This is a genomic window from Streptomyces virginiae (assembly GCF_040638905.1).
In the GTDB taxonomy this organism is placed as follows: domain Bacteria; phylum Actinomycetota; class Actinomycetes; order Streptomycetales; family Streptomycetaceae; genus Streptomyces; species Streptomyces virginiae_B.
On the sequence record NZ_JBEZYV010000011.1, the window covers coordinates 41983 to 68818 of the forward strand.

Genomic DNA, 26836 nt, shown 5'->3' on the forward strand with positions numbered 1-26836 from the left:
TCGTTACTGCGGTTGGTGCGGGGCCCTGGGAAAAGCCTGAAAGACAGGGCCCCGCGCAGGTCGAGCCGGGGACCTACGGGCGACGGAGCGCGTCGGCGGCGTCCGCGCCGCCGGCCAGCTCGGTCTCCAGGAGCTGCTTGCCGAGGAGCTGCGGGTCGGGGAGGTCCATCGGGTACTCGCCGTCGAAGCAGGCGCGGCAGAGGTTGGGCTTCTGGATCGTCGTCGCCTCGATCATCGCGTCGAGCGAGATGTAGGAGAGGGAGTCCGCGCCCAGGGACGTGGCGATCTCGTCGACCGTCATGCCGTTGGCGATGAGCTCGGCCCGGGTGGCGAAGTCGATGCCGAAGAAGCACGGCCACTTCACCGGCGGCGAGGAGATCCGGATGTGGACCTCGGCCGCGCCGGCCTCGCGGAGCATCTTGACCAGCGCGCGCTGGGTGTTGCCGCGGACGATCGAGTCGTCCACGACCACCAGGCGCTTGCCCCGGATGACTTCCTTGAGCGGGTTGAGCTTCAGGCGGATGCCGAGCTGGCGGATCGTCTGCGACGGCTGGATGAAGGTCCGGCCGACGTAGGCGTTCTTGACCAGGCCCGAGCCGTACGGAATCCCGCTGGCCTCGGCGTATCCGACCGCGGCGGGCGTGCCGGATTCCGGCGTCGCTATCACCAGGTCGGCCTCGACGGGGGCCTCCTTGGCCAGGCGCCGGCCCATCTCGACACGCGAGAGGTAGACGTTCCGGCCGGCGATGTCGGTGTCCGGGCGCGCCAGGTAGACGTACTCGAAGACACAGCCCTTGGGCTTCGCTTCCGCGAATCGGGAGGTGCGCAGGCCGTTCTCGTCGATCGCGATGAGCTCGCCCGGCTCGACCTCGCGGACGAAGCTGGCGCCGCAGATGTCGAGGGCGGCGGTCTCGCTCGCGACCACCCAGCCGCGCTCCAGGCGGCCGAGGACCAGCGGGCGGATGCCCTGCGGGTCACGGGCGGTGTAGAGGGTCCCCTCGTCCATGAACACCAGCGAGAAGGCTCCCTTGACCTTCGGGAGGACCTTGGCGGCCGACTCCTCGATGGTCAGGGGCTTGCCGTCGTCGTCCACCTGGCCGGCCAGCAGGGCCGTGACCAGGTCGGTGTCGTTGGTGGCGGCCACCTGGGTGGCACGGCCGTCCTGACGGGGGAGGTCGGCGACCATCTCGGCGAGCTCGGCGGTGTTCACCAGGTTGCCGTTGTGACCCAGGGCCAGGGAGCCGTGGGCGGTCGCGCGGAAAGTGGGCTGCGCGTTCTCCCACACGGATGCGCCGGTGGTCGAATAGCGGGCGTGACCGACCGCGATATGACCTTGGAGCGAACCGAGGGAGGTTTCGTCGAAGACCTGGGAAACGAGGCCCATGTCCTTGAAGACGAGGATCTGGGAACCGTTGCTCACAGCGATTCCCGCGGACTCTTGTCCACGGTGCTGCAGCGCATACAGTCCGAAGTAGGTGAGCTTGGCGACCTCTTCACCCGGAGCCCAGACACCGAAGACGCCGCAAGCGTCCTGGGGGCCCTTTTCGCCGGGGAGCAGGTCGTGGTTGAGTCGTCCATCACCACGAGGCACGCTTCCGAGTGTAGGCGAGATCGACCACTGGTCCGAATTGGGGACGGCCGGGAAATGTCACAGCACAGAGGGTGACCGGACGCCTCCGTCTCGGTATTCGGATCACCTTGTTGACATCTACGAATGCATTCGTACAGGCTCTCGGTCCATGCAGCCTCTCGGTGACCGCACGGTCACCCTCGTCGAGCGCCGGCACGTGGACCTGGTCCGTGTCGCGAGCGCCATCTGTCGCTGTTCCGCGTAGCCACAACTCTTCCTCTGCTTCCCCCCTTTCCGTTCCGCCCCGCCCTGCTCCCCCGTGCCGCGCGCCGTCCCGCGCCCCGCCCGGAGCCGGCCGGCGGACCGCGCCTTGGAGTACCTGTGTCTTCGTACGAGAACGAGTTGTCCCGCCGTGCCTTCGCAGGCGCCGTCAGTGTGACCGCGGCCGCCGCCGTGGGGCTGGGCGCCGTCCCCGCCGAGGCCGCCGAGGACCGGCAGGCGGGCCCCGTGGAGCGGGAGTTCCGGGCCTCCCGGAGCCGCCCGTCGCGCCGGCCGAACATCCTGTTCATCCTCGGTGACGACCTGGGCTGGGCCGACCTCTCCGCGTACGGCTCCCCGCACATCGAAACCCCGAACCTGGACCGGCTCGCCCGCCAGGGCGTCCGCTTCACCGACGCCTACTCGGGCTCCGCGACCTGCTCGCCGACCCGGTTCAGCCTCTACACCGGCCGCTACCCGGCCCGGACCCGGGGCGGGCTGGCCGAGCCGATCGCCGACAGGTCCGCCGGGCTGGAGCCCACCCAACCCACGCTGGCCTCACTGCTGAAGGCGTCCGGGTACGCGACGGCGCTGATCGGCAAGTGGCACGCCGGCCACCTGCCCGACTACAGCCCGACGAAGTCCGGCTGGGACGAGTTCTTCGGCAACTTCGGCGGAGCCCTGGAGTACTACTCCAAGCTGAGCCCGGGCGGCGAGTACGACCTCTACGAGGGCGACGCCGAGTACAAGGACCTGCGCTACTACACGCGGATCATCACCGAGCGGGCGAGCGAGTACGTCTCCCGCGACCACCACGGCAAGCCCTGGCTGCTGAACCTGAACTTCACCACCCCGCACTGGCCGTGGATCGCCGACGGGGACACCGCGCAGAGCGCCGAGATCGTCCGGCGGATCAAGGCGGGCGACAAACGCGCCCTGGGGCACCAGGACGGCGGCTCGGTCGAGAAGTACAAGCAGATGGTCGAGGACCTCGACCGGTCGGTCGGCGAGGTGCTGAAGGCCCTCGAACGGGCAGGCCGGGAGGAGCACACCGTCGTGGTGTTCTCCAGCGACAACGGCGGGGAGCGGTTCTCCTACAACTGGCCGCTGTCGGGCAACAAGGCCTCCCTCCAGGAGGGCGGCATCCGGGTGCCGAACATCGTGCGCTGGCCGGCCAGGCTGGACGGCGGGCAGGTCAGCCACGTGCCGGTGTTCAGCCCGGACTGGACCGCGACCCTGCTGGAGCTCGCCGGCGCCCGCCCGCACCCGGCCTACCCGCTGGACGGCGTGAGCCTGGCCGGATACCTGCTGCGCGGCGAGAAGCCCGCCGGGCGGGACCTGTTCTGGCGCGTCCGCGGGGAGCGGGCCCTGCGCCGCGGGGACTGGAAGTACTACCGCGGCAGGAACGGCCGCGACCAGCTGTTCAATCTGGCCGCGGACATCCGCGAACAGGCCGACAAGGCCGCCGTGGAACCGGCCCGGCTGGCGGAGCTGCGCGCCGCCTGGGAGGCCGTGGACGCGGGCCTGCTGCCCTACCCGGCTCAGGGAGTGTCGTCAAAGTAGCGTCGGCCGCCCGAAGGCCAGGCGGGACTTTGACGACACGACCCAGACCGCCCCGAGCGTGTCGGCGTTATTCGGCGTCGGACGGCGCCTCGGCGATCAGGCCCTTGCCGTCCGCGGCGGTGAGGGTCAGCCGGCGGCCCTCGACCCTGGAGAGGAGGGGGCCGCTCGCGAACAGGTCGGTCAGCTTCCGCTCGACCTCGCCCGCCGGGCCGTCGCACGCCATCCGTGTGGTGGTGAGCGGCCCGAAGGCGAGCCGGTCACCGTCGCGGGTGACCTGGGCGCTGAACCGGTTGCAGCCCAGCGTCCCGCTCACCGACAGGTCGGCGGCGATGGTGAACCGGGCCGTGCCTGCGGCCCCGGCGGGCAGTGAGGACACCGACGCGCCGCTGATCAGGGACTGCACGGTCCACTCGACCGTGGTCAGCGGTGCGTCCGGGACGGCGGGCTGCGAGGTCATGGCGATGGTGCTCCCGTCGGCTGTCTTCAGGGTGAGCCGGTCGGGTCCCCGGTCTATGGCCAGCCGTCCGGTGAACAGCTTGGCGAAGGCCGTCTCGAACTCCATGTCCGCGCAGGCCATGGTGGTCGTGGCGCCGGGGGTCACGGTCATCGCGGAGGTGCCCGCGAAGGAGACGGCCGCCGTGAAGCCGTTGCAGCCGTAGTTGCCCTTGGCCTGGTCCTCGCCGATGTCGAGGCGGGCCGTCTCGGGGGCGTGCAGGGTGCGGCCGCCCGTGGTCAGGGACTCCACGGACCAGCGGCCCACGGGGTCGGGGAGCACCGCGCCTGCGCCGGCGCCCTGCCCGTCCCGGCCGCAGCCGGCCGCGGCGAGCGCGAGTGCGAGGGCCAGCCCCGCGGGGATGTGGACGTGCCGGAGGGTACGCATGCCCCTGGGACGGAGGCGCCGAGTGGTCGGTTCCATCACGCCCGCGGCCCCCGCTCAGCTCATCAGGGGGAGCAGCACCGACAGGTCGGCCCGTTCGCCGCCGGCCCGCACGTGGGCACCGTCGAGCGCCGCGGCCCAGGACGTACGGCCGGTCGCGAGCCGGATCCAGGTCAGCGGGTCGGTCTCCACCACGTTCGGCGGGGTGCCGCGGGTGTGGCGCGGGCCCTGGACGCACTGGACCACCGCGAAGGGCGGGATCCGTACTTCGACCGAACCACCAGGGGCCCGGAGGGCCAGGGAGTCGGCGAGCAGTCGGGTGCAGGCGGCCAGCGCCTGCCGCTCGATCGGGATGTCCAGGCCGGCGGCCCGGTTCAGGTCGTCGGTGTGGACCACCAGCTCCACGGTCCGGGTGACCAGGAAGTCGGCCAGGGTCATGTCCCCGACCCACAGCTGGAGCACGCGCCCGCCCGGGTTGGCCGCGAGCTCCCGGGCCATGGCGGTGGCCGCCCGGTCGTACAGCTCGGGCAGGGACGCGCCCGTCAGGGTCTCCCGGGCCGCCTCGGAGATCTTCCCGGCGAGGGAGGCGGTGGCGAAGGGCCATTCGACGGCGGTCAGCTCGGCGACGGCGGCGGGCGGCCGCGCGAGGCCCGCGGCCAGCGAGTCCGCGATCCACGCGATGTGCGCGGCGAGGTCCGCGACGGTCCAGTCCCCGAGCCCGCTGGGGCGCTCCAGCTGCTCGGGGCCCAACTCCCTTACAGCTCGTCCGACATGGCCGAACTGTGCGATCACGGCCGCCCTGATCTTGGCGTCGTCGTACCTGCGGGTCCTGGGTGCCATGCGGGGAGTCTGCCCGATCAGTCGCCGCCTCCGCAGCCGCCGCCGCAGCTGCTGGAGCAACTGCTGGAGCAGCTGGAGCAACCGCCGGATCCGCAGCCGCCGGAGGAGGAGCTTCCCGAGCTCCTCGACCGCTCCGCCGCGCGCTGCTTGCGCTTCTCCTCCTGGGCGCGCCGCTTCAGCGTGTACGAGGTGCCCGCCGGCCGCCAGGACGACCTCGGACGGCGCCGGCGCAAGGGCAGCAGCGGCACGGCGTGGACGGCGTCCGTGATCATGCTGTCCCCCCGGTAGACGGCGTACCGCAGGATCACCTCCGACCCCTCGCAGGGCACCCCGTACAGGAGCGCCTCGTAGGGCTCGGCATGCTGGTCGATGTCGTGGTGGTCGGCGCGCAGCCGGCTCTCCGCGCCTGCGAGGAGGGTCTCGGAGCGGCTGCGGTATCCGTCGTCGAAGCGGTGCCGGAACGCGATCAGCGGCGGGGCGGTGGTGGTGTCGGCGTCCGCGACCAGCCAGCCGGGGCCGAAGAGCACCTGGCGGACCCCGACCCGCAGCACCGGCTGCGGCTCGTCGTGCAGTCTCCGGGCGGCGCGCCGCGCCGTGAGGCCGCGGCCGAGCAGGGGGACGCCGGGGGTGAGCAGGATCATGGCCAGGACCTGCGGGCCCGTCCCGTCGAAGGGGTCCCGCGGGCTCGCTGCGAGGTCCTGCGTGAGGACCCACACCAGCAGTGCGGCGGCGGCGAGGCACAGCGCCGCCCCGGTGGCCAGGAGCAACCGCCCGCGTCGGCGGTGGCCGTCCGGCAGGTTCTCCGGGATCGCCGCGCGGGCGTTGCCCGCGGCGGCGAGGAACAGCTCGCGCTGCCGCCGCCGTGAGCGCAGCCGGAGCGCGGACCCGGCGAACGCCCAGGCGCAGAGGGCGAGTACGAGCGTGCCGCCGGCCAGGCCGGGGCCCTCCGCGGGGTCGAGGGCGTACAGGTTCCGCACGGCGTCCGCAGCGATCACGGGGGTGGACACGAGGGTGGCGGCGGGCAGGAACCGGTACCAGGCGGGAAGGGACACCAGGAGCACGGCCGGCGCGTATCCGGCCCACGCGGTGCCGTGTTCCGGGGTCTCGGAGGTGCTCCAGGCGAGGAGGACGAGCGAGAGGAGCACCAGCGGCGCCAGGATCCAGCCGGCGGTGATCGGGGCGAAGAGGGCCGGAACGCGCGCGTCGAGCCAGCGCTGGGCGTCCTTGACGTGCCAGGCAGGGGCACCGCCGTCGGGTATCGCGGCGTCGGGCAGGTGCTTGACGATGCTCACGCGGTCAGTATGCGGAGCGCTCGTACGGGCGGGTACGGCCGTCGTGGCACGGAATCGCTACGGCCGGTCGGCCGGGCGGCAAGGCCGGGGCCCCGCACGGACATCCGTGCGGGGCCCCGGTCGTGTTCGCGCCGTTCGCGCCGTCGATCAGGCCAGCAGGGCCGGGATCGTCGCCTCGTGGGCCTCGCGGAGCTCGGCCAGGGACAGGCTGAACTCGCCCTGGATCTCGATCTCGTCGCCGTCCACCACACCGATGCGGGCGACGGGCAGGCCGCGCGCACCGCACATGTCGGTGAAGCGGAGCTCCTCGCTGCGCGGGACGGCCACGATGGCGCGGCCCGCGGACTCGGAGAAGAGGAACGTGAAGGCGTCCAGGCCCTCGGGGACCACGACGCGGGCGCCGTTGCCGCCCTTGAGGCAGGACTCGGTGAGCGCCTGGATGACACCGCCGTCGGACAGGTCGTGCGCGGCGTCGATCATGCCGTCGCGCGAGGCCGAGATCAGGATTTCGCCCAGCAGCTTCTCGCGGCCCAGGTCCACCTTCGGCGGCATTCCGCCGAGGTGGTCGTGGACGACCTGCGACCACGCCGAGCCGCCGAACTCGGCGGCGGTGTCGCCGAGCAGGTAGAGCAGCTGGCCGGCCTCCGCGAACGCCATCGGCGTACGGCGGTTGACGTCGTCGATCACGCCGAGCACGGCCACGACCGGGGTGGGGTGGATCGCGACGTCGCCGGTCTGGTTGTAGAGCGAGACGTTGCCGCCGGTCACCGGGGTGCCCAGCTCCAGGCAGCCGTCCGCGAGACCGCGGGTGGCCTCGGCGAACTGCCACATGACGCCCGGGTCTTCGGGGGAGCCGAAGTTCAGGCAGTCGGAGATCGCCAGGGGCTTGGCGCCGGTCGCGGCGACGTTGCGGTACGCCTCGGCCAGGGCCAGCTGCGCGCCCGTGTACGGGTCGAGCTTGGCGTAGCGGCCGTTGCCGTCGGTGGCCATGGCGACGCCGAGGTTGGACTCCTCGTCGATGCGGACCATGCCCGCGTCCTCGGGCTGCGCCAGAACGGTGTTGCCCTGCACGAAGCGGTCGTACTGGTCGGTGACCCAGGACTTGGAGGCCTGGTTCGGGGAGGAGACCAGAGCCAGGACCTGCGCGCGCAGCTCCTCGGAGTTCTGCGGGCGGGGCAGCTTGCCCGCGTCGTCGGCCTGGAGCGCGTCCTGCCAGTCGGGGCGGGCGTAGGGGCGGTTGTAGACCGGGCCCTCGTGGGCGACGGTGCCCGGGGGCACGTCCACGATCTGCTCGCCGTGCCAGAAGATCTCCAGGCGCTCGCCGTCGGTCACCTCACCGATGACGGTGGCGATGACGTCCCACTTCTCGCAGATCTCCATGAAGCGGTCGACGTGCTGCGGCTCGACGATCGCGCACATGCGCTCCTGCGACTCGCTCATGAGGATTTCCTCGGGCGAGAGCGTCGCGTCGCGCAGCGGAACGGTGTCGAGCTCGACGCGCATGCCGCCGGAGCCGGCCGAGGCCAGCTCGGAGGTGGCGCAGGACAGGCCGGCGCCGCCGAGGTCCTGGATGCCCGCGACCAGCTTCTCCTTGAAGATCTCCAAGGTGCACTCGATGAGGAGCTTCTCCTGGAAGGGGTCGCCGACCTGGACGGCGGGGCGCTTGGTGGGCTTGGAGTCGTCGAACGTCTCCGAGGCCAGCACGGACACGCCGCCGATGCCGTCGCCGCCCGTGCGGGCGCCGTAGAGGATGACCTTGTTGCCGGGGCCGGAGGCCTGGGCGAGGTGGATGTCCTCGTGCTTCATGACGCCGATGCAGCCGGCGTTGACGAGCGGGTTGCCCTGGTAGCAGGCGTCGAAGACGACCTCGCCGCCGATGTTGGGCAGGCCCAGGCAGTTGCCGTAGCCGCCGATGCCCGCGACGACGCCCGGCAGGACGCGCTTGGTGTCGGGGTGGTCGGCCGCGCCGAAGCGCAGCGGGTCGACGACGGCGACCGGGCGGGCACCCATGGCGAGGATGTCGCGGACGATGCCGCCGATGCCGGTGGCCGCGCCCTGGTAGGGCTCGATGTAGCTCGGGTGGTTGTGCGACTCGACCTTGAAGGTGACCGCGTAGCCCTGGCCGACGTCGACGACGCCGGCGTTCTCGCCGATGCCGACGAGCATGGCGTCGTTCTGGGGGGCCTTCTCGCCGAACTGCTTCAGGTGGACCTTGCTGCTCTTGTACGAGCAGTGCTCGGACCACATGACCGAGTACATGGCGAGCTCGGCGCCGGTGGGCCGGCGGCCGAGGATCTCGCGGATCCGGGCGTACTCGTCCTCCTTGAGGCCGAGCTCCTTCCAGGGCTGGGAGGCGTCCGGGGTCTCGGTGGCGTTCTTGACGGTGTCGAGGCTCATGCGCTGACCAGCTTCTTCAGGACCGACGTGAAGAACGGGAGGCCGTCGGTGCGGCCCGTCCCGACCAGCGGCTCGACCGCGTGCTCGGGGTGGGGCATGAGGCCGACGACGTTGCCCGCGGCGTTGGTGATGCCGGCGATGTCGCGCAGCGAACCGTTCGGGTTGACGTCCACGTAGCGGAAGGCCACGCGGCCCTCGGCTTCCAGTTCGTCGAGCACGCGCTCGTCGGCGACGTAGCGGCCGTCCATGTTCTTGAGCGGCACGGAGATCTCCTGGCCGGCGGTGTAGTCGCCGGTCCACGCGCTCTCCGCGTTCTCCACCCGCAGCTTCTGGTCGCGGCAGATGAAGTGCAGGTGGTTGTTGCGGAGCATCGCCCCCGGCAGCAGGTGGGCCTCGGTGAGGACCTGGAAGCCGTTGCAGATGCCGAGGACGGGCATGCCGCCCCTGGCCTGCTCGATGATGGTCTCCATCACCGGCGAGAAGCGGGAGATGGCTCCGGCGCGCAGGTAGTCCCCGTAGGAGAAGCCGCCCGCGAGGACGACCGCGTCGACCTGGTGCAGGTCCTTGTCGCGGTGCCAGAGCGAGACCGGCTCGGCCCCCGCGAGGCGGACGGCGCGCAGCGAGTCACGGTCGTCGAGCGTCCCGGGGAACGTGACGACACCGATGCGAGTGGTCACCGTCAGGCCTCGACCTTCACGGTGAAGTCTTCGATGACGGTGTTGGCGAGGAACGTTTCGGCCATCTTGTGGATGCGGTCGAGGGCGGCCTGGTCGACCGGTCCCTCCACTTCCAGTTCGAAGCGCTTCCCCTGACGGACGTCGGCGATGCCCTCGAAGCCCAGGCGCGGCAGTGCACGCTGCACCGCCTGGCCCTGGGGGTCGAGGATCTCCGGCTTGAGCATGACGTCGACTACGACGCGTGCCACTGGCACTCCCGATGAGGTGGTTGGTGCAAGGCGGTTCCATCAGCGTACCCGGCCGAAATTTCTACGCGGGTAGATAACGGAGGGCCCTGATCACCGCGCCGTTTCGGCTTCACCAACGCTTCGCAAAATCCCCAGTAAAACCACGTCCCCGGCATTGCGGCGGGACACGCGGAGAGAATTAACTGAGCTTCACAATGCAATGGGAATCGAGGTACAAAGGAATCAGCCGGGATTCCGGCCCGAAGTTGCATTGACCCAAAACATCCGAACAGGCGACATCGCCGCACGTCAGCAGCTGGCGGCGTCGCACGAAGGGACCGATATCCGTGGCGCAGCGCGTAGTGGTCACGCTCTCCGACGACATCGATGGCGGAGAAGCGGCGGAAACGGTCATGTTCGCCCTGGACGGTAAGTCGTACGAGATCGACCTCAATGTGGCCAACGCAAAGAAACTGCGGAAGAGCCTGGAGCCGTTCGTGGCCGCCGGCCGCCGCCAGTCGCGCTCGGGGAAGACCTTCAAGCACACCTCGGTCGCCCCCGACCCGGCAGTCGTCCGCGCGTGGGCCCGGTCCAACCAGCACGACGTGCCGCCGCGGGGCCGCATCCCCAAGAAGATCTACGAGGCCTACAACGCGGCCCACTGAGGGCCGATTTGCCATCCACCCCCTCCCTTCGGCTAATGTGTGGATCACGCCGAGGGGCGAGGCCGCAGGTCAGAGCCTCCGAGGTCGTGCGGGTGTAGTTCAGTAGTAGAACATCCCTCTTCCAGAGGGAAGGCGCAGTGTGCGATTCCTGTCACCCGCTCTGCATGACTTTCCGACCACTCCGGTGGATCGGGTAGAGTGATGCACGTACTGCCCCGGCAGTGCACTGCTTGCGGACGTAGCTCAGTTGGTAGAGCACCACCTTGCCAAGGTGGATGTCGCGCGTTCGAGTCGCGTCGTCCGCTCTGTGAGCAGAGGGCCCCGATCATTGCGATCGGGGCCTTCTTCGTATTCCCCCCGCATCCGGTCGCCGGACACCCTGACAAATGTCATCGCCGGCCGTGACAGCGCGCACTGCCGACCCGCTCCGGACGCCGTGACGCTTGAGTCATGACTGACACCGTGATCGAAGCGCGGGACCTGCGCCGCGGCTACTCCGGGGGATTCGAGGCCGTACGGGGCGTCTCCTTCTCCGTGGCGCGGGGCGAGGTCTTCGCCCTGCTGGGCACCAACGGCGCCGGCAAGACCTCCACCGTCGAACTGCTGGAGGGGCTGGCCGCGCCGAGCGGCGGGCAGGTCCGCGTCTTCGGCCTCGACCCGTACGCGCGGCGGGCCGAGGTCCGGCCGCGCACCGGGGTCATGCTCCAGGAGGGCGGGTTCCCCTCCGACCTGTCGGTCACCGAGACCGTGCGGATGTGGGGCGGGGTCACCACCGGTGCCCGCCCGGCGGCCGAGGTGCTGCAGCTGGTCGGCCTGGCAGCACGGTCCGGCGTACGCGTGAAGCAGCTGTCCGGCGGTGAGCGCCGGCGCCTCGACCTGGCGCTGGCCCTGCTCGGCCGGCCCGAGGTGCTCTTCCTGGACGAGCCGACCACCGGCATGGACCCCGAAGGGCGCCGGGACACCTGGGCCCTGGTCCGCGAGCTGCGGGAACAGGGCACCACGGTGCTGCTCACCACGCACTACCTGGAGGAGGCCGAGGAGCTCGCGGACCGCCTCGCGATCCTCCACGACGGCGAACTCGTCCTGTCCGGCACCCCGGCCGAGGTGACCGCCACCCGGCCGGCCCGGATCCGCTTCACCCTGCCCGCCGGGGTGCCCGCGGCCCGGCTGCCGCTGACCCTGCGGGCGGCGGCCTCCGGGCAGCGCGTGGAGATCCGTACCGAACGCCTCCAGGCGGCCCTGACCGAGCTGCTCGGCTGGGCCCGCGAGACCGGTGTGGAACTGGCCGGGCTCGACGCCCGGTCCGCCTCCCTGGAGGAGGCTTTCCTGGAGATCGCCCACAGCCGCCGCGGCGCCGGCGACCGGACCGGGGACACGATGGCGGGGACCCGATGAACACGCTCACCCTGAACGCCGGCCGGATCACCGCACTCGGCCGCTGCGAGATCACCCTGCTGGTGCGCAACCGGGCCACGCTCACCCTGGCCCTGCTGATGCCGCTGATGATGGTGTTCGTCCTGCGCTCCTCCCTCAGCGGCTACGAGGGCGCGCGGGCGGTCGGCGAGGCCACCCTGACCGGCGGGATCGGCATGGTGCTGCTCCTCGTCGTCCACATGAACCTGGTCTCCTCCTACGTCGCACGCCGCGAGGAGCTCGTCCTGAAGCGGCTGCGGACCGGCGAGGCGAGCGACGTGGAGATCCTGGCCGGGACCGCGCTGCCCGCCGCCGCACTGGCACTCGCGCAGATCGCCGTACTCGCGGTCGCCGGGGCGGCCGCCCTGGACGTGCGCATGCCGCGCAACCCGCTGCTGATCGTGGTGGCCGTCCTGGCCGGCGTCCTGCTGCTCGCCGCGCTGTCAGCGGTGACCAGCTCCTTCACACGCACCGTGGAGACAGCGGGCCTCACCACGCTGCCGCTGTTCCTGGTGAGCGTGCTCGGCTCGGGGATGTTCGCGCCGGTGGACTCCCTGCCGGACGTGGTCGCCTCGGTGTGCGAACTGCTGCCGCTGAGCGGTGTGATGACGCTCGTACGGGCCGGCTGGAGCGGCGGCGCGGCGGGCGGGGACCTGCTGGGGGCCGGGCTCACCACGCTGGCCTGGATCGTGATCAGCGTGTTTGCTGTCCAGCGGTGGTTCCGCTGGGAACCGCGTCGCTAGAACGAGTCGGGGGACGGGCCCAGTGCCGAAGTTGACGGGGTGGTGGAAGAACCGCAGCAGTGCGGGGAAGGTCGAGCTGTACACGCGGGGGTCGTTCCACCTCTTCGTGCTCCTCGAGATCACGTCGTTCGGGGCGGCACCCGTGGCCTCCGCGGCCGGGAAGTCCTCCTTCGTGGTGCCCGTGTCGCTCTTCCTGCTGCTGTGCGCCCACGCGGTCCTGTGCGGGGTGCTCACCTCCAAGGCCCTGCACTGGGTGGTGGGGCGGCGCGAGCGCCCCACCCGGCTGGCGGTGACGACGGCCGCCGTGACGGCCGCGTGCGCCCTGGGCGTCCTGATCCTCCGGGTGACCGGCCACATCTCCGAACCGGCGGTGGCGCCGACGCTGGTGGCGGGGCTGACCTGGTTCGCCTCCGGATCCCTGGTGTTGTGCCTGCGGTCGGTCAAGCGCATGTGGTACGTCCCGTCGGTGGCGGCGGTCGCGACGGGGCTGGCCGTGTTCGCTCTGGGCATGCCGGCCGCGAAGGCGCTCGGATACGCCGTCGGCGTGCTGCTGGGCAGCCTCTTCTTCAGCGCCACCTGCGGGTTCTCGGCCTGGCTGCTGACCACGGTCTACGAGCTGGACCGCTCGCGCGAGGTCCAGGCCCGCCTCGCGGTGGCGGAGGAGCGGCTGCGCTTCGGCCGTGACCTGCACGACGTGATGGGCCGCAACCTGGCGGTCATCGCCCTCAAGAGCGAGCTGGCGGTACAGCTGGCCCGCCGCGACCGGCCGGAGGCCGTGGAGCAGATGATCGAGGTCCAGCGGATCGCCCAGGAGTCCCAGCGGGAGGTACGGGACGTGGTGCGGGGCTACCGGGAGGCGGACCTCGCGGTGGAGCTGGAGGGTGCCCGCGGGGTGCTGAGCGCGGCCGGGATGGACTGCCGCGTCGACTTCGGCGCCGGACCCGAACTACCCTCCGAGGTCCAGTCGGCGCTCGGCTGGGTGGTCCGCGAGGCCACGACGAACGTACTGCGGCACGGGGACGCGCAGCGCTGCCTGATCCGGCTGACCGCCCTGGAGGGCGGAGCCGTGACGCTGGTGGTGGAGAACGACGGGGCACCGCAGGCCCCCGCCGGGCCGCCCGGCTCGGGCCTGGCCGGGCTGCGCGAACGGCTCGCCGCACTGGACGGGACGCTGCAGGCCGGGCTGGTCGGCGACGGCCGGTTCCGGCTGCGGGCGCAGATCCCGGGCCGACGACTGGATGAACTGGAGGTGCGGGCGTGAGCCCCGTACGCGTACTGCTCGCCGACGACGAGCACCTGATCCGCGGGGCGCTGGCCGCGCTCCTCGCGCTGGAGGACGACCTCCTCGTCGTCGCGGAGGCGGCCTCGGGCCCCGAGGCGCTGGCGATGGCGCGGGCGCACCGGCCGGACGTGGCGGTGCTGGACCTGCAGATGCCGGGGGCGGACGGTGTGAGCGTCGCCACAACGCTGCGCGCCGAACTCCCCGACTGCAAGGCCATGATCGTGACCAGTCACGGGCGTCCCGGGCACCTGAAGCGGGCCCTGGCCGCGGGGGTGCGGGCCTTCGCCCCGAAGACGGTCTCCGCGCAGCGACTGGCCGAACTGATCCGGACCGTGCACGCCGGAGGCCGTTACGTGGACCCGGAGTTGGCGGCCGACGCGATCAGCGCGGGGGACTCCCCGCTGACCGCCCGGGAGGCCGAGGTACTGGAGCTGGCGGCGGACGGCGCGCCGATCGCGGAGATCGCGGAGCGGGCCTCGCTCTCGCAGGGGACCGTCCGCAACTACCTGTCCTCGGCGGCCACGAAGCTGGGTGCCGAGAACCGGCACACGGCAGTGCGTCTCGCACGGGAGCGAGGTTGGGTATAGTAGGTCTCGCCTTACGGCGCCTGCGGACATAGCTCAGTTGGTAGAGCACCACCTTGCCAAGGTGGATGTCGCGCGTTCGAGTCGCGTTGTCCGCTCTGCAGGGAAGAAGCCCCGGTCCTCGGACCGGGGCTTCTTCGTTTTTCTACGCCCAGTTCAGGCCGGTCAGGCGCTCGTACGCCTCGATGTACTTCGCGCGGGTCTGCGCGACGACCTGGGTCGGGAGGGCCGGCGGCGGGAGTTCGCCCTTGGGGTCCCAGCCGGAGGCCGCGGAGGCCAGCCAGTCGCGGACGTACTGCTTGTCGAAGGAGGGCTGCGAACGGCCCGGCTCCCACTGGTCGGCCGGCCAGAATCGGGAGGAGTCCGGGGTCAGCACCTCGTCAGCGGCGACCAGGGTGCGGTCCTTCGGGTCGAAGCCGAACTCGAACTTGGTGTCGGCCAGGATGATCCCGCGCTCGCGGGCGATGTCCCGGGCCCGGGAGTACACGGCGAGGGTGGTCTGGCGCAGCAGTGCGGCCGTCTCGACGCCCGTGGTGCGCGCGACCTCCTCGTAGGAGACGTTCTCGTCGTGCTCGCCGACCTCGGCCTTGGCGGCCGGGGTGAAGATCGCGCCGGGCAGCTCGGAGCCGTCCACGAGGCCCTCGGGCAGTCCCAGTCCGCAGACCGTGCGGGTCTGGTTGTACTCGGCGAGGCCGGAGCCGGTGAGGTAGCCGCGGGCCACGCACTCGACCGGGACCATGTCGAGCTTCTTGCAGATCAGCGTGCGGCCGGCCCAGTCGGCAGGGGCACCGGCGGGCAGCTCGGTGGAGATGACGTGGTTCGGGACGAGGTCCGCGAGCTGGTCGAACCACCACAGGGAGAGCTGGGTCAGCACGCGGCCCTTGTCCGGGATCTCGGTGGGCAGGACCCAGTCGAAGGCGGACATGCGGTCGCTGGCGACCATGACGAGGCGGCCGTCCTCGTCCTGGTAGAGGTCGCGCACCTTGCCGGTGTGGAGGTGGACGAGGCCCGGAACCTGAACCGGCTCGGGCTTTTCGACGAATCCGGACACGGGGTCTCCCTGTGGTTCTGTATGAAGCGCACACCGATTCTCGCGCACCGGAGTCCCCTCCCCGGGACAGGGGTGCGTCGGGCGCGCGGCGCCGTGTCAGTCCCGCTTGCAGATCCGGTCGAGGAGATTGGCCGTGGCCCGCTGCACGCGTTCGTCGACGTGGCCGGGGCGGTCGAGGGCCGGGGACCAGGCGAACGTGCCGGAGGCGAAGACCAGCGCCCCGCTGGGCGCCCGGTAGAGGGAGGTCTCCTGATGGCGGCGCTGGCCCTCGCTGTCGAGGTACGGGGAGTGCGCGAGCAGGATCCGGTCCTGGTGCTCGGGGAGCTGGGTCCGCGGGAAGTACCGGTCGGCCTCGCCCGCGACCAGGCCGGGCAGTTCGTCGTTCTCACCGGCGCCGGTGGCGTCCCACAGCCAGTGCGTGGCGTTGCGCACGATCAGCGGCGCCGGGTCGGGGACCCGGCCCGCGTACTGGATGCCGAGCAGCTGCTGCTCCGGGCGGTCGACCTCGCGCCAGAGGCTGGGGCGGCCCGGTCCGCGCCGTTTTCGGCAGGTGAGCAGCCGGTCGTCGACCCCGGAGGGCGAGGGGGCCAGTTCGACCTGCCAGTACATGGTGTTCGCGGAGAGGAAGACGAGCGAGGTGCCGTGGCTGCGGGCGCGCTCGACGGTGCGGCGCATCGGGGCCGACCAGTACTCGTCGTGGCCGGGGAAGACCAGGCCCCGGTACCGGGTGGGATCGACGCGGCCGGCGTGCAGGTCGCGGGTGTCGGCGTAGGCGATGTCGTAGCCGTAGCGCTCGGCCCAGCGGATGAAGTCATAGGCGTGGCCGACGTGGAGGGGCAGGCCGGCGCCCGCGTAGGGCCGGTCGAAGGAGACGGTGACGGCCGCGTCCTGCTCGCCGAGGAGCCGGCCCGACTCGTCCCAGGCGTGGTAGAGGCTGGCGCCGGTCCGACCGTCCTCCGGGTAGAGGTTGTAGGCCTGCCAGGTGATGTCGGGGAGCAGGAGCAGGAGGTCGGCGGGGTGGTCGTCGCGGACCGTGAAGGGGATGTGGGAGCGGTAGCCGTCGCCGGTGGTGAGGACCGCGACGTACGCGCCGACGCTCCAGTAGGACGGGACCTGCAGGCGCCAGGAGAGCCACCAGTGGTGGCAGGAGACGGTGCGGTCCGCGGCCAGGGGGGCGGGCTGGACGATGCCGGAGAGGCGGGGACTGGTGGTGATCTTCGAGGCGCCGTCGCCGCCGTAGTGGCCGATCCGGTACACGTCGACGGAGAACTGCTGGGGCGGGTCGACGGTGACGTGGAAGTCGATGGCCTCGCCGGGGGCGACGGCGCCGGTGGAGGCGAAGCCCTTGATCTGGCGGTGCACGTCGTCGGCCGTGCGGGGACCGCCGTTGCGGCGGGCCCGGGGGATCTGGCCGATGCCCGCGGCCGCGGCGGCCGGGTCCACGTACCAGGGGACGACCTGGCCGGTGTCGTCGAAGTAGAGCTCGCTGCCCCGGAACCAGGGCAGGGGGCCCTGTCCGAAGGGGTCGTTCACCGCGTGCGCGAGCGCACCCGATTCCCAACGCCGGATCTGGTCCGTACCCATGACCGCTCCCCTCCCTCGCTCCCCCGGTCGGCGTGCATCGCCTCGGTGCGTGGCGCGCTGTGCGCCGGTGCGGCACTTCTCGGACATTCGCTTCGGGGGCATCCAGCCGCGACCGATCCCAGCACATCACATTACGCACGCACTACGTCACCGTTCGTCGCGAATTGGCGAGACCGGAACCGTCTCAGACGAGGCGGACCGGCTTGTCCGTGCGGACGCCCAGGGCCGACAGCCACTCCCGCAGGGGCTCCGGGTCGCCGTCCTCGACCAGGCAGAGCACGCGGGGGGCCAGATCGGTCCGGCGGTCGCCGCCGACCAGCAGGACCGGGCCGTCGAGCCAGTCCATGCCGGGTGCCGCTCCGGCCGAGTCCACGGCGGCGCAGCACACCATCGCCGTCACGTGGTCGGCCAGCAGGTCCCGGGCACTGCGCGGCGCCTGGAGCGGGAACAGCGGTACGGCGTCCGCGCCGCGGGCCTTGCCGGCCCCGGCGGTGGTGCCCGCGGCCCGCTCCTCGCGGGCCAGGTCTGCGCTGAGCCGGCCGGCCAGGGCCTCGCCGAGCGCCCCTTCTCCCGAGGCGTTCGCCAGGCAGCCCAGCACCCGTTCCAGCGTGGGCCGGGCGAAACCGTCCACGGCGGGCGCTGCGGCGTCGGCGGCCTCGATCGTGGCGGGTCCCGCCGCACCGGACGGGCCGGACGGGGCGGGGGAGCCCGCCGCGCCGGCAGCGGCGGCGGGGGCCACCGCTGCGGGGGCGGCGGAGCCGGCACCGGCCGGGTTCGGGGAGCCGGCGGACGCGGTGGGTCCGGCGCAGCCGTGCTGCCCGGTGGGCGCTGTGGGGAGGCCCGCCGGGCCGGCGAGCGCGTCCAGTGCGGCGTGCAGGCGGGCCGCCTCCGCACGCCATTTGCGGTCCACGACCTCTTCCGGATAGGCCGCCCACTCCACCGGGGACCAGTCCGGGCCGGCCTCGGCCGGCCCGCCGTGGAAGAGCCGCGCGGCCAGCAGCGAGGTCGCCTCGTCGATCTCGCCGGGCTGCTCCAGCAGGTCACAGGCGGGTCGCTCGCCGAGCCGCGAGGTGAAGCCCTCGGCCAGCCGGTCCCGCCGCGAAAGCTCGGTCAGCGCCGAGACCACCCCGGCGTCCAGGTGCGCCGGCCAGCGGCCCATCCGCCAGGCGGGCAGTGCCACCCGGGTCAGCAGCCGGTCCCAGCCCGCGTAGGCGAGGCCCACCTGCTCCTGGGCGACGATGCGCAGCCCGTAGTCCACACCCTGTGCACGGTCCGACGCGGCGGCGGCCACTCCGCGTTCCATCTCGGCGGCGTCCGTCCGGCACAGCCTCAGCAGCAGCCGGGCGGGCGCGGCGATCCAGCCGAGGCCGCGGCGGCCGCCCACGTCCACGGCCGCGTCCAGCCCGCGTACGAAGCCTCGCGCGTCGGCTATGTCGGGGTGCGCGGAAGGACCCGTACCGGCGACGACCGGCGCCAGGACCGCCCGCAGCTCCGCGACCCGCATCCACCACAGGAACGGCGAGCCGATCACCAGCACGGGAGCCGCACCGGGCGCGGACTGGGGGCCGCCGGCTATGCCGCCCCGGCGGTGGGCCGCATGGGTGCGGTCCTCCAGCCAGCTGTCGCAGTCCGGTGTCAGGGCTATAGCGGAGGGCGGCGGCACGTCCATCCGGTCGGCCAGGTCCCGCACCAGGCGGTACAGGTCGGGCGCGGCGGCCTCGGACAGCGGCACCGTCGGCGTCACCGCCGGGCTCGCCCGCAGCACCACCGCTGCGAAGATCCCGCCGAGGAGCAGCACCAGCGCCGCGATCGCGCACACCACCAGGGTCACCGTGCCCCAGGGCTCGCCGGCCAGCCGCCCCGTCGCCCGGGCGGCCACCAGTACCACCGCCACGGCGGCCGGCAGCAGCGCGACGGCCAGGGCCCGGCTGCGCACGCGCAGCACGGCCAGGGCGCGGGACCGCGCGGACGGAACGCCCGCCTCCATGGTCGAACCGAATCCGGACACGGCCGGTCTCACCCCCTCTGCCCTGCGGCTGCGTTGCTCACTCCCCCACTGTGACACCGGCCACTGACATCGCAAGGTCGGTGGGCCAAGTGCCGGAATGCTTGCGCCGCACCCTAGTTGGGGCACGCCCGGCCGTCAGGCAGACGAGGTGACGATCACCCGATGGAATGGCTTTGGGTAAAGCTGGGTGCGTTCGAACGAGGCCGGATGCAGTCGCACGCGGACACGCCCGCGGGCCCGGGCGCAGGGCGTGCGCACCGGGCCCGCGGGTCCGCGGAGCCGCTGGTCAGCCGAGCCCGGCCGCCTTGGCGGCGATGTCCGTACGGTGCTGCGAGCCGTCCAGCCGGATGCGCGCCACCGCCGTATACGCCTTCTCACGGGCCTGCGCCAGATCAGAACCGGTCGCCGTCACCGACAGCACGCGACCGCCCGCGCTGACGATGGCGCCGCCCTCGCGCCGGGTCCCGGCGTGCAGCACGTAGGCATCGGGCTCGTCCTCGGCGGCCACGTCGAGCAGCCCCTCGATCCGGTCCCCGGTGCGGGGGGTGTCGGGGTAGTTGTGCGAGGCGATGACCACCGTGACGGCCGCGTCCTCGCGCCAGACGAGCGGGGGCAGGGTGTCCAGGGTCCCGTTCGCGGCGTTCAGCAGGACGCCTGCGAGCGGGGTGCGCAGCCGGGCCAGGACCACCTGGGTCTCGGGGTCGCCGAACCGGGCGTTGAACTCGATGACCCGGGTGCCGCGACCGGTGATCGCGAGGCCGGCGTAGAGCAGCCCCGAGAAGGGGGTGCCGCGGCGGCGCAGCTCGTCGACGGTCGGCTGCAGGACCAGCTCCATGACCTCGTCGACCAGCTTCGGGTCGGCCCAGGGCAGCGGGGAGTACGCGCCCATGCCGCCGGTGTTGGGGCCCCGGTCGCCGTCCAGGGCGCGCTTGAAGTCCTGCGCGGGCTGGAGCGGGACCACGGTCACGCCGTCGGTGATGGCGAAGAGGGAGACCTCGGGGCCGTCGAGGTACTCCTCGATGACCACGCGGTCGCAGGCGAGCGCGTGCGCGCGGGCGGCGGCCCGGTCGTCGGTGACCACCACGCCCTTGCCGGCCGCGAGACCGTCGTCCTTGACGACGTACGGGGCGCCGAAGGCGTCGAGGGCCGCGTCCACCTCTTCGGGGGTGGTGCAGACGTAGCTGCGCGCGGTCGGGACGCCGGCCGCGGCCATCACGTCCTTCGCGAAGGCCTTGGAGCCCTCGAGCTGCGCCGCCTCGGCGGACGGCCCGAAGACGGGGATCCCGGCGGCGCGCACGGCGTCGGCGACGCCGGCGACCAGCGGGGCCTCCGGTCCGACGACGACCAGGTCGGCGGCCAGATCGAGGGCGAGAGTGGCGACGGCGTCGCCGTCGAGGGCGTCGACCGGGCGCAGCGTGGCCACGTCGGCGATCCCGGCGTTGCCGGGAGCGCAGTACAGGGCGGAGACGGCGGGGTCGAGGGACAGAGAGCGGCACAGGGCGTGTTCGCGGGCGCCGCCGCCGATGACGAGGACCTTCACGCTGCTCAGCCTAGCCCGGCCGGGGCGGCCCGCTTCGTGCGGCCACCCAATCAGGACCGGCTACTCATTTGTGTATTCCTCCACAACGGTGGCTCCGAGCTCGCGCACGATCAGGTCGTGTCCGGTCAGCGCGCTCTCGACCAGGTCCGGGTCGTCGTCCTCGGCGAAGTCGTCCTCGGGAGCCACCGGCGGGGGCGCCTGCTGTACGGGCGGCGGCGGGGCGGAGGCCGACTGCCGAGGCTGCTGATGCTGCTGGGACTGCTGCTGCGGCGGCGTCGGCGGGGCCTGCGGGGCCGGCGCCTGCTGCTGCGGGGGCGGCGGGCTGTAGGCCGGGGCGGGCGCGGACGGCGCCCCGTACGACGGGCCCGGGCCGCTCGCCGGGGCCGGGGAGCCGCCGGCCACGACGGCGTCGATCTTCCAGTTGACCTGGAACTGCTCGGCCAGGACCGCCTTGAGCACGTCCTCGCTGCCGCTGCTGGCGAAGTTGTCGCGGGCTCCGGCGTTGGGGAAGCCGAGCTGGAGGGTGGTCCCGTCGAAGCCGGTGACCTGGGCGTTCTGGCTGAGCAGGATCCAGGTGAAGCGACGGCGGTTCTTGACGGCCTCCAGGACGCCCGGCCACATCGCCTGGACCTGTCCCGCTCCGGCCGCCATGCCGGGGGAGGGCGCGGGGGCCGGCGCCGGTGCGGCGGCGGACGCCGGTGCCGCAGTGGCCGGAACGTGCGCGGGTGCGGGCGCGCCCTGCCCGGGGGCGGCCGCACTGGGCCAGACACCGGGCGCGGGAGCCGCGGCGGCGGGCCGGGCGCCGGGGGCGCCGCTGCCGGGCTGTGCGGCTCCGGGCCACGCGCCGGGCGCGGGCGCGGCCTGGACGGGCGCCGCGGCCGGGGCGGCGGGCGCGGCGGCGGCCGGTACGGCTTCCGGCTGCGCGGGGGCCCGTACCGGCTCGGCAGCGACGGCCGGTGCGACGGGGCCCGCCGCCGGGGTGCCGGCGGCGGCCCGCGCTGCGGCGGGACCCCCGGCCGGACCGGCGGGCGCCATGGAGTGCGCCTCGGGGCCGGGCACATAGCCCATCGCGGGAGCCGCGGCCTGCGGCGCGGCGGCGAAGGCGGCGGCCCCGCTGCGCTCCAGGCGGTCCAGACGGGCCTGGAAGGACCGTTCGTCGTCGAAGGCGGCGGGAAGCAGCACCCGGGCGCAGATCAGCTCCAGCTGGAGCCGCGGCGAGGTCGCGCCCCGCATCTCGGTGAGGCCCGTGTTGACCAGGTCGGCGGCGCGGGAGAGCTCGGCGGCCCCGAACACGGACGCCTGGGCCTGCATCCGCTCCACGACGTCGGCGGGGGCGTCGATCAGCCCCTTCTCCCCGGCGTCGGGCACGGCGGCGAGGATCACCAGGTCGCGCAGCCGCTCCAGCAGGTCGGCGACGAACCGGCGGGGGTCGTTCCCGCCCTCGACGACCCGGTCGACGACCTCGAAGGCGGCCGCACCGTCCCCGGAGGCGAAGGCGTCCACGACGGAGTCGAGCAGGGAGCCCTCGGTGTAGCCGAGCAGGGAGGTGGCCATGGCGTATGTCACACCCTCCTCGCCGGCGCCGGCGAGGAGCTGGTCCATGACAGACATCGAGTCACGCACGGAGCCCGCGCCGGCGCGCACGACCAGCGGCAGCACGCCGTCCTCGACCTGGGCGCCCTCCCGTCCGCAGACCTCGCCCAGGTACTCCCGCAGGGTCCCGGGCGGGACCAGGCGGAAGGGGTAGTGGTGCGTCCGGGACCGGATGGTCCCGATCACCTTCTCCGGCTCGGTGGTGGCGAAGATGAACTTGAGGTGCTCCGGCGGCTCCTCGACCACCTTCAGCAGGGCGTTGAAGCCCGCCGAGGTGACCATGTGGGCCTCGTCGATGATGTAGATCTTGTAGCGGCTGGACGCCGGGCCGAAGAAGGCCTTCTCGCGCAGGTCGCGGGCATCGTCCACACCACCGTGCGAGGCGGCGTCGATCTCGATGACGTCGAGGGACCCCGGCCCGTTCCTGGCGAGGTCCCGGCAGGACTGGCACTCCCCGCAGGGGGTCGGAGTGGGACCCTGCTCACAGTTCAGGCACCTGGCGAGGATGCGCGCGCTGGTGGTCTTTCCACACCCGCGCGGCCCGCTGAACAGGTACGCGTGATTGACCCGGTTGTTCCGCAGGGCCTGCATCAGGGGTGCAGTGACATGCTCCTGACCGATGACCTCGGCGAACGACTCGGGGCGGTAGCGGCGGTACAGCGCAAGGGACGACACGTCTACGAGGTTATCCGGGCCCACCGACAACAGCGGCCCGCCGACGCCACGGGCCCCGGAACACGGGGCCCCGGGAACGCAAAGGGCCCCCCACGCACCCGCCAGAGCCCACTTACCCTTGCTGCCTTCCGGCCCTGGGGGAGTTGGGTGAGATAGCGCCACGTGAGGGGCTGGGCCCCACCCTAGCGGATCCGCGCCCCCGGAATCGACCCCGCCCCCGGCCCCGCGCCGAACCGGACCCCGAGCCGGCCCCGCCGGATCCCCTCCGGACGATCACGTTCGCGAGCACCCCTCCACGTCTTGTATTGTTTGCGGCGGAGGATTCGCCTAGAGGCCTAGGGCGCACGCTTGGAAAGCGTGTTGGGGGCAACCCCTCACGAGTTCGAATCTCGTATCCTCCGCCAGTGCCTCACCGGGCACTTGAAGGCCCCGACCGGGAAACCGGCCGGGGCCTTCTGCGTTCCGTGGTCTCAGATCCAGTCTCATTCATTGCCGCATGACCGGACCATTCCCCCGATCCGGCTTCGGCGGCCTGCCACTCTTGAGCCTCCGGTGAAGAGCGAGGCGGGCGAATGCCTCCCGCTCGCCCACTGCGGCGATCCGGCCGCCGGCACTGCTGACGGATGTCCGCGAGCGCCCGCTCGAAAGCGATACGCCGCACTGGATCAGGCGTTCCTTCGATGCCTGGTCCGATCTCGGCCGAGCTGTGACGGGACCCACCCGCCGAATCCGCCGAGTTGTCGGTTGTACCCGGCGGCCGCCGTCTGCCCGACGACAGCGATGCGATGCCCTCTGGGTGGAACCAGCTGAAGGGAACTGTCGGGCTGGACACAATGGGAGCGCCGCCCTGTGGCCGACTTCGCGGCACATCGCGCGCACCGCGTGAGCGGTTCGCGGGGAAGATCAGCTGTCGCCCCCACCGAAGGTAGCGAATGACGCAGAGTTCAGTCACCTCGGCCGGACACTCCCACATGGGACGTTTGTCCGACCGGCGGCCCCAGGCCCTGGATACCTGGCGTGTCACCACCGACGATGCCGATGTCGCCGCTCGCGTCGCCGGCTCCCTGGGCGGCGAACCCCGACCAAGCGGGGGGCGAAGCCTTGCCCACGGAGTCCTGACCAGCCGCGCCAGGGTACGCGTGATCATCCAGGGGCTCGACGCGGTGGCGGCTCGTATGCTCCTCCGGAGCGGCAAGGGGATCGTCCACGGGTGCGACGGCCCCGTGGCGGGTCTGCCCGCCGGCATGGTCCGAATCTCGCGAGGTGCCCCGGCATGAACTCCCGATCGACGCTGGCCACATGGCTGGGCGGCCTCGACGGCTGTCGTCTGGTACGCGTGCTCGAGACGCGGAGGGACGCCACGGCCGTTCCGGAGCCGCGCTCGGTGCGAGAGCTGGCCGACCGTCTTCAGCGCCCGGGATCGGTGGCGCTCGCCCTGCCGCGGCTCTCACTGCCGCACCTCCAGGTCGCCGAAGCGCTGGCGGCGCTGCGCGCGCCCGCCTCGCGCGATGCCCTGGCGAAGCTGCTGGGAGTCACAGACGACGACACCGCCCGCGAGCTGGCGGCCGTGCTGGAGGCGCTGGCCGATCACGCCCTGGTCTGGCCGGACGGCGCGGAGCAGCTCTGCATGGCCGAACCCCTGCGGCAGGCGTGGGACGCGCCTCTGGGACTGGACGCCCCACTGGAGGAACTCCTCGCGGGCACGACCTCCGACGCACTGCGCGGCATGCTTGTGGCACTGGGCGTCAAGCCGCCGGGCGGCACATCGCAGCGGCTGGCCGCGCTGGTGGAACACCACGGCGACCCGGAGCGGGTCCTCTCCCTGGTCCACAAGGCCCCCGCGGTGACCCGGAAGCTGCTCGAAGGCCGAGCGGGGGCCGGGCCGGCGGGGCCCGCGCGGTTCATCCCGTTCGGGAGGCCGGCCCCCGATCTCGAAGCGGGCGCTCGATGGGCACTGGACCGGGGACTCCTGATCCAAGACCGTCACCACTACGGTCCCGCCCGTATGCCTGCCGAGGTGACGGTCGCGCTGCGCGGGTCCGGCTGGCACGCGCCGTTCCAACCCGTCCCGCCTTCCGCGGTATCGGCATCCGTCACCCCGGCGGAGGTGGACCGCGAGGCGTCGGCCGCGGCCGCGGCGTTCGCCGCCCACGCCGCCTCGGTCCTGGCGGCCTGTTCGACGACCGCGCCGGCCCGGCTGAAGTCCGGTGGGATCGGTGCGCGTGAACTGGCCCGGATCGGCAAGGCGGCCCAGGCCGACGACGCGGTCGTACGCCTCACCCTGGAGACCGCGCATGCCGCCGGCCTGCTGGCCCGGGACGGCGATCGCGTGGCGCCCACCGAGGCGTACGACGCCTGGGCCGAGCAGGAACCCCCGGAGCGGTTCGCCGTACTGCTCCAGGCATGGCGAAACCTGCCGCTCACCCCCACCCAGGCGCGCGACGAGGACAACAAGGCGCTCCCCGCACTCGCCGGCGCACCGCCCTGCAACGGCTGCATCCAGGCCCGCCACGGGCTGCTGGCCGCAGCCGCGCGGCTCCCGGCGGGGCAGGGCGCGCGGGTCGCGTCGGATCTGGGGCCGCTGATCGCCTGGTACCGCCCCCTCGCCGACTCGTCGCCGGACGGGCCGCCGTTCGCCACCGTGATCCGCGAGGCCGAACTCCTCGGCGTACTCGCGCGCGGTGCCCTGTCCGCCTTCGGCATCCACCTGCGGACCGGCGACGCGGAGGGGCTGGGCGTCGAGTGTCGGCGGCTGCTGCCCTCGGCCACCTCGACGGCCCGGATCGGCGCCGACCTCACCGCCGTCGTCACCGGCACACCGTCCGCGCGGCTGGCCCTGCTCCTGGACTCCGTCGCAGACCGGGAGACCAGCGGCACGGCGTCCGTCTGGCGGTTCAGTGCCGGCAGCATCCGCCGGGCCCTGGACGCCGGGCATACCCCGGATGACATCACAGCCGACCTGGCCGCTGTCGCGACCGGGTCACTTCCACAGCCGCTGTCGTACCTGATCGCAGACACCGCACGCGGCCACGGACGTGTACGCATCGCCCCCGCCTCCAGCGTCCTCCACGGCGACGAGCCGGCACTCCTGGCCGAACTCGCCGCCCACCGCGGGCTCGCCAGGCTCGGACTGCGACAGCTGGCGCCGACAGTGCTGATCAGCCGCAGCCCGCTCGACACGACGCTCGCCGCGCTCCGGGCCGAGGGGTACTCCCCCGTCGCCGAGACGGTCGAGGGCACGGTACGCATCGAAAGGGTCCGGCTTCAAAGGGCCGGGGCTGCCGTCCCGGCTCCGCGCGGCTCCCGGGCAGGGGCCGGCGGCCGGATCGCCACGAGGACGGCGAAGGAAACCGCCGTCCTCGACCTGAGCACCTTGGCGAACCAGCTGTTGGCGGCCCCGGACGTTCCCGACCCGGCGCCGTTCGACGGCGGAGCACCCTTCGCCACGGACACCGAGGAGATCGTCGCGGGATGGGCGAAACGCCTTCCGTACAGCGACGTCCGCCAGCTCGCTCATGCCATCGACGCCGGCCGGGCCATCACGGTCGAGTACGTCGCGACCTCGGGCAGCCGGACCGTGCGCACCCTCAGCGACCTCGACCTCGATCCGCCCTTCCTCGAAGCCTGGTGCCACCTTCGGGACGCCGAGCGCGTTTTCACCCTCTCCCGCATCCACAGCGTCATGAGCGTCGCCCCTGAATGAGCAACGCACACCGACGAGGGCGGTACCGCTCGCGGCGGTCTCGCGCCACGGGACACCTGTTCCGGGCTCCAGGCGGCGTACGGACCCGACGAGCTGGACTCCTGCGGTGGCAATACGTAGTGGTCGCCCGGCGACACCGACGGGGTCGCTCGTACGTCAGCGTGTCCGCCCGGCACTCGCGGATCACGGGCAGGCAGTAGGTCCGCTCGTCCGGCATCGAGGCGAGGTCGCGGTCGCCCGTGCCGGCGGGCCGCGATGGATATCGTGCCGGGCCGTACGACGGCGGGGCCCGGC

Annotated in this window: 20 protein-coding genes, 4 tRNA genes and 1 other RNA gene; 12 read left to right on the top strand and 13 right to left on the bottom strand. The window is 72.7% G+C overall.

Features of this window, described 5'->3' with window-relative positions; all coding sequences use genetic code 11:
• Nucleotides 1–73: 73 nt before the first annotated feature.
• Nucleotides 74–1591, bottom strand: a complete 1518-nt coding sequence (purF, locus tag AB0F82_RS17615) for an amidophosphoribosyltransferase (protein WP_356811019.1) — start codon at nt 1589–1591, stop codon at nt 74–76.
• Between the two features lie 148 nt (nt 1592–1739).
• Between purF and AB0F82_RS17620 the strand changes: the two genes are divergently transcribed.
• Together AB0F82_RS17620 and AB0F82_RS17625 are read left to right on the top strand one after the other, a co-directional pair.
• Complete coding sequence (locus AB0F82_RS17620) at nt 1740–1835, top strand: putative leader peptide (RefSeq protein ID WP_324617183.1); 96 nt, start codon at nt 1740–1742, stop codon at nt 1833–1835.
• 116 nt (nt 1836–1951) lie between these two features.
• Nucleotides 1952–3391: a sulfatase-like hydrolase/transferase gene (locus tag AB0F82_RS17625; RefSeq protein WP_362628432.1), complete on the top strand. Its 1440-nt coding sequence runs from the start codon at nt 1952–1954 to the stop codon at nt 3389–3391.
• Between the two features lie 67 nt (nt 3392–3458).
• On the opposite strand, the gene AB0F82_RS17630 is transcribed toward AB0F82_RS17625, so the two are convergent.
• The 6 genes from AB0F82_RS17630 to purS form a co-directional block, all read right to left on the bottom strand.
• Nucleotides 3459–4271 (bottom strand): META domain-containing protein, encoded by an 813-nt coding sequence (locus AB0F82_RS17630; RefSeq protein WP_362628435.1) that lies wholly within the window; start codon nt 4269–4271, stop codon nt 3459–3461.
• Nucleotides 4272–4325: 54 nt separating this feature from the next.
• Nucleotides 4326–5108, bottom strand: coding sequence for a maleylpyruvate isomerase family mycothiol-dependent enzyme (locus tag AB0F82_RS17635; protein WP_362628438.1), 783 nt, complete (start codon nt 5106–5108; stop codon nt 4326–4328).
• A 17-nt stretch (nt 5109–5125) separates the two neighbouring features.
• Complete coding sequence (locus AB0F82_RS17640) at nt 5126–6400, bottom strand: hypothetical protein (protein ID WP_362628441.1); 1275 nt, start codon at nt 6398–6400, stop codon at nt 5126–5128.
• A gap of 147 nt (nt 6401–6547) precedes the next feature.
• A complete protein-coding gene (purL, locus tag AB0F82_RS17645; RefSeq protein ID WP_362628443.1) occupies nt 6548–8797 on the bottom strand; it encodes a phosphoribosylformylglycinamidine synthase subunit PurL in 2250 nt (749 codons plus the stop codon).
• Nucleotides 8794–9474 carry a phosphoribosylformylglycinamidine synthase subunit PurQ gene (purQ, locus tag AB0F82_RS17650; protein ID WP_356811025.1) on the bottom strand — a complete coding sequence of 227 codons (681 nt, stop codon included), beginning with the start codon at nt 9472–9474 and terminating at the stop codon, nt 8794–8796. Before purQ ends, purL begins: the two co-directional genes overlap by 4 nt.
• Nucleotides 9475–9476: 2 nt before the next feature.
• Complete coding sequence (gene purS, locus AB0F82_RS17655) at nt 9477–9728, bottom strand: phosphoribosylformylglycinamidine synthase subunit PurS (protein WP_008740952.1); 252 nt, start codon at nt 9726–9728, stop codon at nt 9477–9479.
• 320 nt (nt 9729–10048) lie between these two features.
• Between purS and AB0F82_RS17660 the strand changes: the two genes are divergently transcribed.
• From AB0F82_RS17660 to AB0F82_RS17695, 8 genes are all read left to right on the top strand, one after another.
• Complete coding sequence (locus AB0F82_RS17660; protein ID WP_030664618.1) at nt 10049–10366, top strand: histone-like nucleoid-structuring protein Lsr2; 318 nt, start codon at nt 10049–10051, stop codon at nt 10364–10366.
• A gap of 88 nt (nt 10367–10454) precedes the next feature.
• Nucleotides 10455–10526 (top strand) — tRNA-Gly (locus AB0F82_RS17665).
• A gap of 72 nt (nt 10527–10598) precedes the next feature.
• A tRNA-Gly gene (locus AB0F82_RS17670) sits at nt 10599–10671 on the top strand.
• A gap of 145 nt (nt 10672–10816) precedes the next feature.
• Nucleotides 10817–11761: an ABC transporter ATP-binding protein gene (locus AB0F82_RS17675; RefSeq protein WP_362628448.1), complete on the top strand. Its 945-nt coding sequence runs from the start codon at nt 10817–10819 to the stop codon at nt 11759–11761.
• Nucleotides 11758–12522: an ABC transporter permease gene (locus tag AB0F82_RS17680; protein WP_362628451.1), complete on the top strand. Its 765-nt coding sequence runs from the start codon at nt 11758–11760 to the stop codon at nt 12520–12522. The genes AB0F82_RS17675 and AB0F82_RS17680 overlap by 4 nt, the downstream gene beginning before the upstream one ends.
• Before the next feature lie 22 nt (nt 12523–12544).
• On the top strand, nt 12545–13783 hold the full coding sequence (locus tag AB0F82_RS17685) for a sensor histidine kinase (RefSeq protein WP_356811028.1): 1239 nt from the start codon (nt 12545–12547) through the stop codon (nt 13781–13783).
• Entirely contained in the window at nt 13780–14391 is a 612-nt protein-coding gene (locus AB0F82_RS17690; protein ID WP_356811029.1) for a response regulator transcription factor, read from the top strand. The genes AB0F82_RS17685 and AB0F82_RS17690 overlap by 4 nt, the downstream gene beginning before the upstream one ends.
• Nucleotides 14392–14413: 22 nt before the next feature.
• A tRNA-Gly gene (locus AB0F82_RS17695) sits at nt 14414–14486 on the top strand.
• A 47-nt stretch (nt 14487–14533) separates the two neighbouring features.
• Here AB0F82_RS17695 and AB0F82_RS17700 read toward each other — a convergent pair.
• From AB0F82_RS17700 to ffs, 6 genes are all read right to left on the bottom strand, one after another.
• On the bottom strand, nt 14534–15439 hold the full coding sequence (locus tag AB0F82_RS17700) for a phosphoribosylaminoimidazolesuccinocarboxamide synthase (RefSeq protein WP_362628455.1): 906 nt from the start codon (nt 15437–15439) through the stop codon (nt 14534–14536).
• A 96-nt stretch (nt 15440–15535) separates the two neighbouring features.
• Nucleotides 15536–17023 (bottom strand): N,N-dimethylformamidase beta subunit family domain-containing protein, encoded by a 1488-nt coding sequence (locus AB0F82_RS17705; RefSeq protein WP_362628458.1) that lies wholly within the window; start codon nt 17021–17023, stop codon nt 15536–15538.
• Nucleotides 17024–17207: 184 nt separating this feature from the next.
• Nucleotides 17208–19010, bottom strand: a complete 1803-nt coding sequence (locus tag AB0F82_RS17710) for a hypothetical protein (RefSeq protein WP_436842111.1) — start codon at nt 19008–19010, stop codon at nt 17208–17210.
• Nucleotides 19011–19317: 307 nt separating this feature from the next.
• Entirely contained in the window at nt 19318–20571 is a 1254-nt protein-coding gene (purD, locus tag AB0F82_RS17715) for a phosphoribosylamine--glycine ligase (protein WP_356811033.1), read from the bottom strand.
• Nucleotides 20572–20631: 60 nt separating this feature from the next.
• Complete coding sequence (locus AB0F82_RS17720) at nt 20632–22839, bottom strand: DNA polymerase III subunit gamma and tau (protein ID WP_362628463.1); 2208 nt, start codon at nt 22837–22839, stop codon at nt 20632–20634.
• Nucleotides 22840–22918: 79 nt separating this feature from the next.
• Nucleotides 22919–23013: signal recognition particle sRNA small type (gene ffs, locus AB0F82_RS17725), an RNA gene on the bottom strand.
• A gap of 142 nt (nt 23014–23155) precedes the next feature.
• On the opposite strand from ffs, the gene AB0F82_RS17730 reads away from it, so the two are divergent.
• Nucleotides 23156–23243: transfer RNA gene (locus tag AB0F82_RS17730), tRNA-Ser, on the top strand.
• A gap of 869 nt (nt 23244–24112) precedes the next feature.
• Nucleotides 24113–26542, top strand: coding sequence for a helicase-associated domain-containing protein (locus AB0F82_RS17735; RefSeq protein WP_362628466.1), 2430 nt, complete (start codon nt 24113–24115; stop codon nt 26540–26542).
• The last annotated feature ends 294 nt before the right edge of the window (nt 26543–26836 follow it).

Bases quoted from the DNA above. Each gene is read 5' to 3' on its own strand.
- AB0F82_RS17620 (WP_324617183.1), top strand. From the start codon at position 1,740: ATGCAGCCTCTCGGTGACCGCACGGTCACCCTCGTCGAGCGCCGGCAC.
- AB0F82_RS17630 (WP_362628435.1), bottom strand. From the start codon at position 4,271: ATGCGTACCCTCCGGCACGTCCACATCCCCGCGGGGCTGGCCCTCGCA.
- AB0F82_RS17635 (WP_362628438.1), bottom strand. From the start codon at position 5,108: ATGGCACCCAGGACCCGCAGGTACGACGACGCCAAGATCAGGGCGGCC.
- purL (WP_362628443.1), bottom strand. From the start codon at position 8,797: ATGAGCCTCGACACCGTCAAGAACGCCACCGAGACCCCGGACGCCTCC.
- AB0F82_RS17675 (WP_362628448.1), top strand. From the start codon at position 10,817: ATGACTGACACCGTGATCGAAGCGCGGGACCTGCGCCGCGGCTACTCC.
- AB0F82_RS17680 (WP_362628451.1), top strand. From the start codon at position 11,758: ATGAACACGCTCACCCTGAACGCCGGCCGGATCACCGCACTCGGCCGC.
- AB0F82_RS17705 (WP_362628458.1), bottom strand. From the start codon at position 17,023: ATGGGTACGGACCAGATCCGGCGTTGGGAATCGGGTGCGCTCGCGCAC.
- AB0F82_RS17710 (WP_436842111.1), bottom strand. From the start codon at position 19,010: ATGGAGGCGGGCGTTCCGTCCGCGCGGTCCCGCGCCCTGGCCGTGCTG.
- AB0F82_RS17735 (WP_362628466.1), top strand. From the start codon at position 24,113: ATGAACTCCCGATCGACGCTGGCCACATGGCTGGGCGGCCTCGACGGC.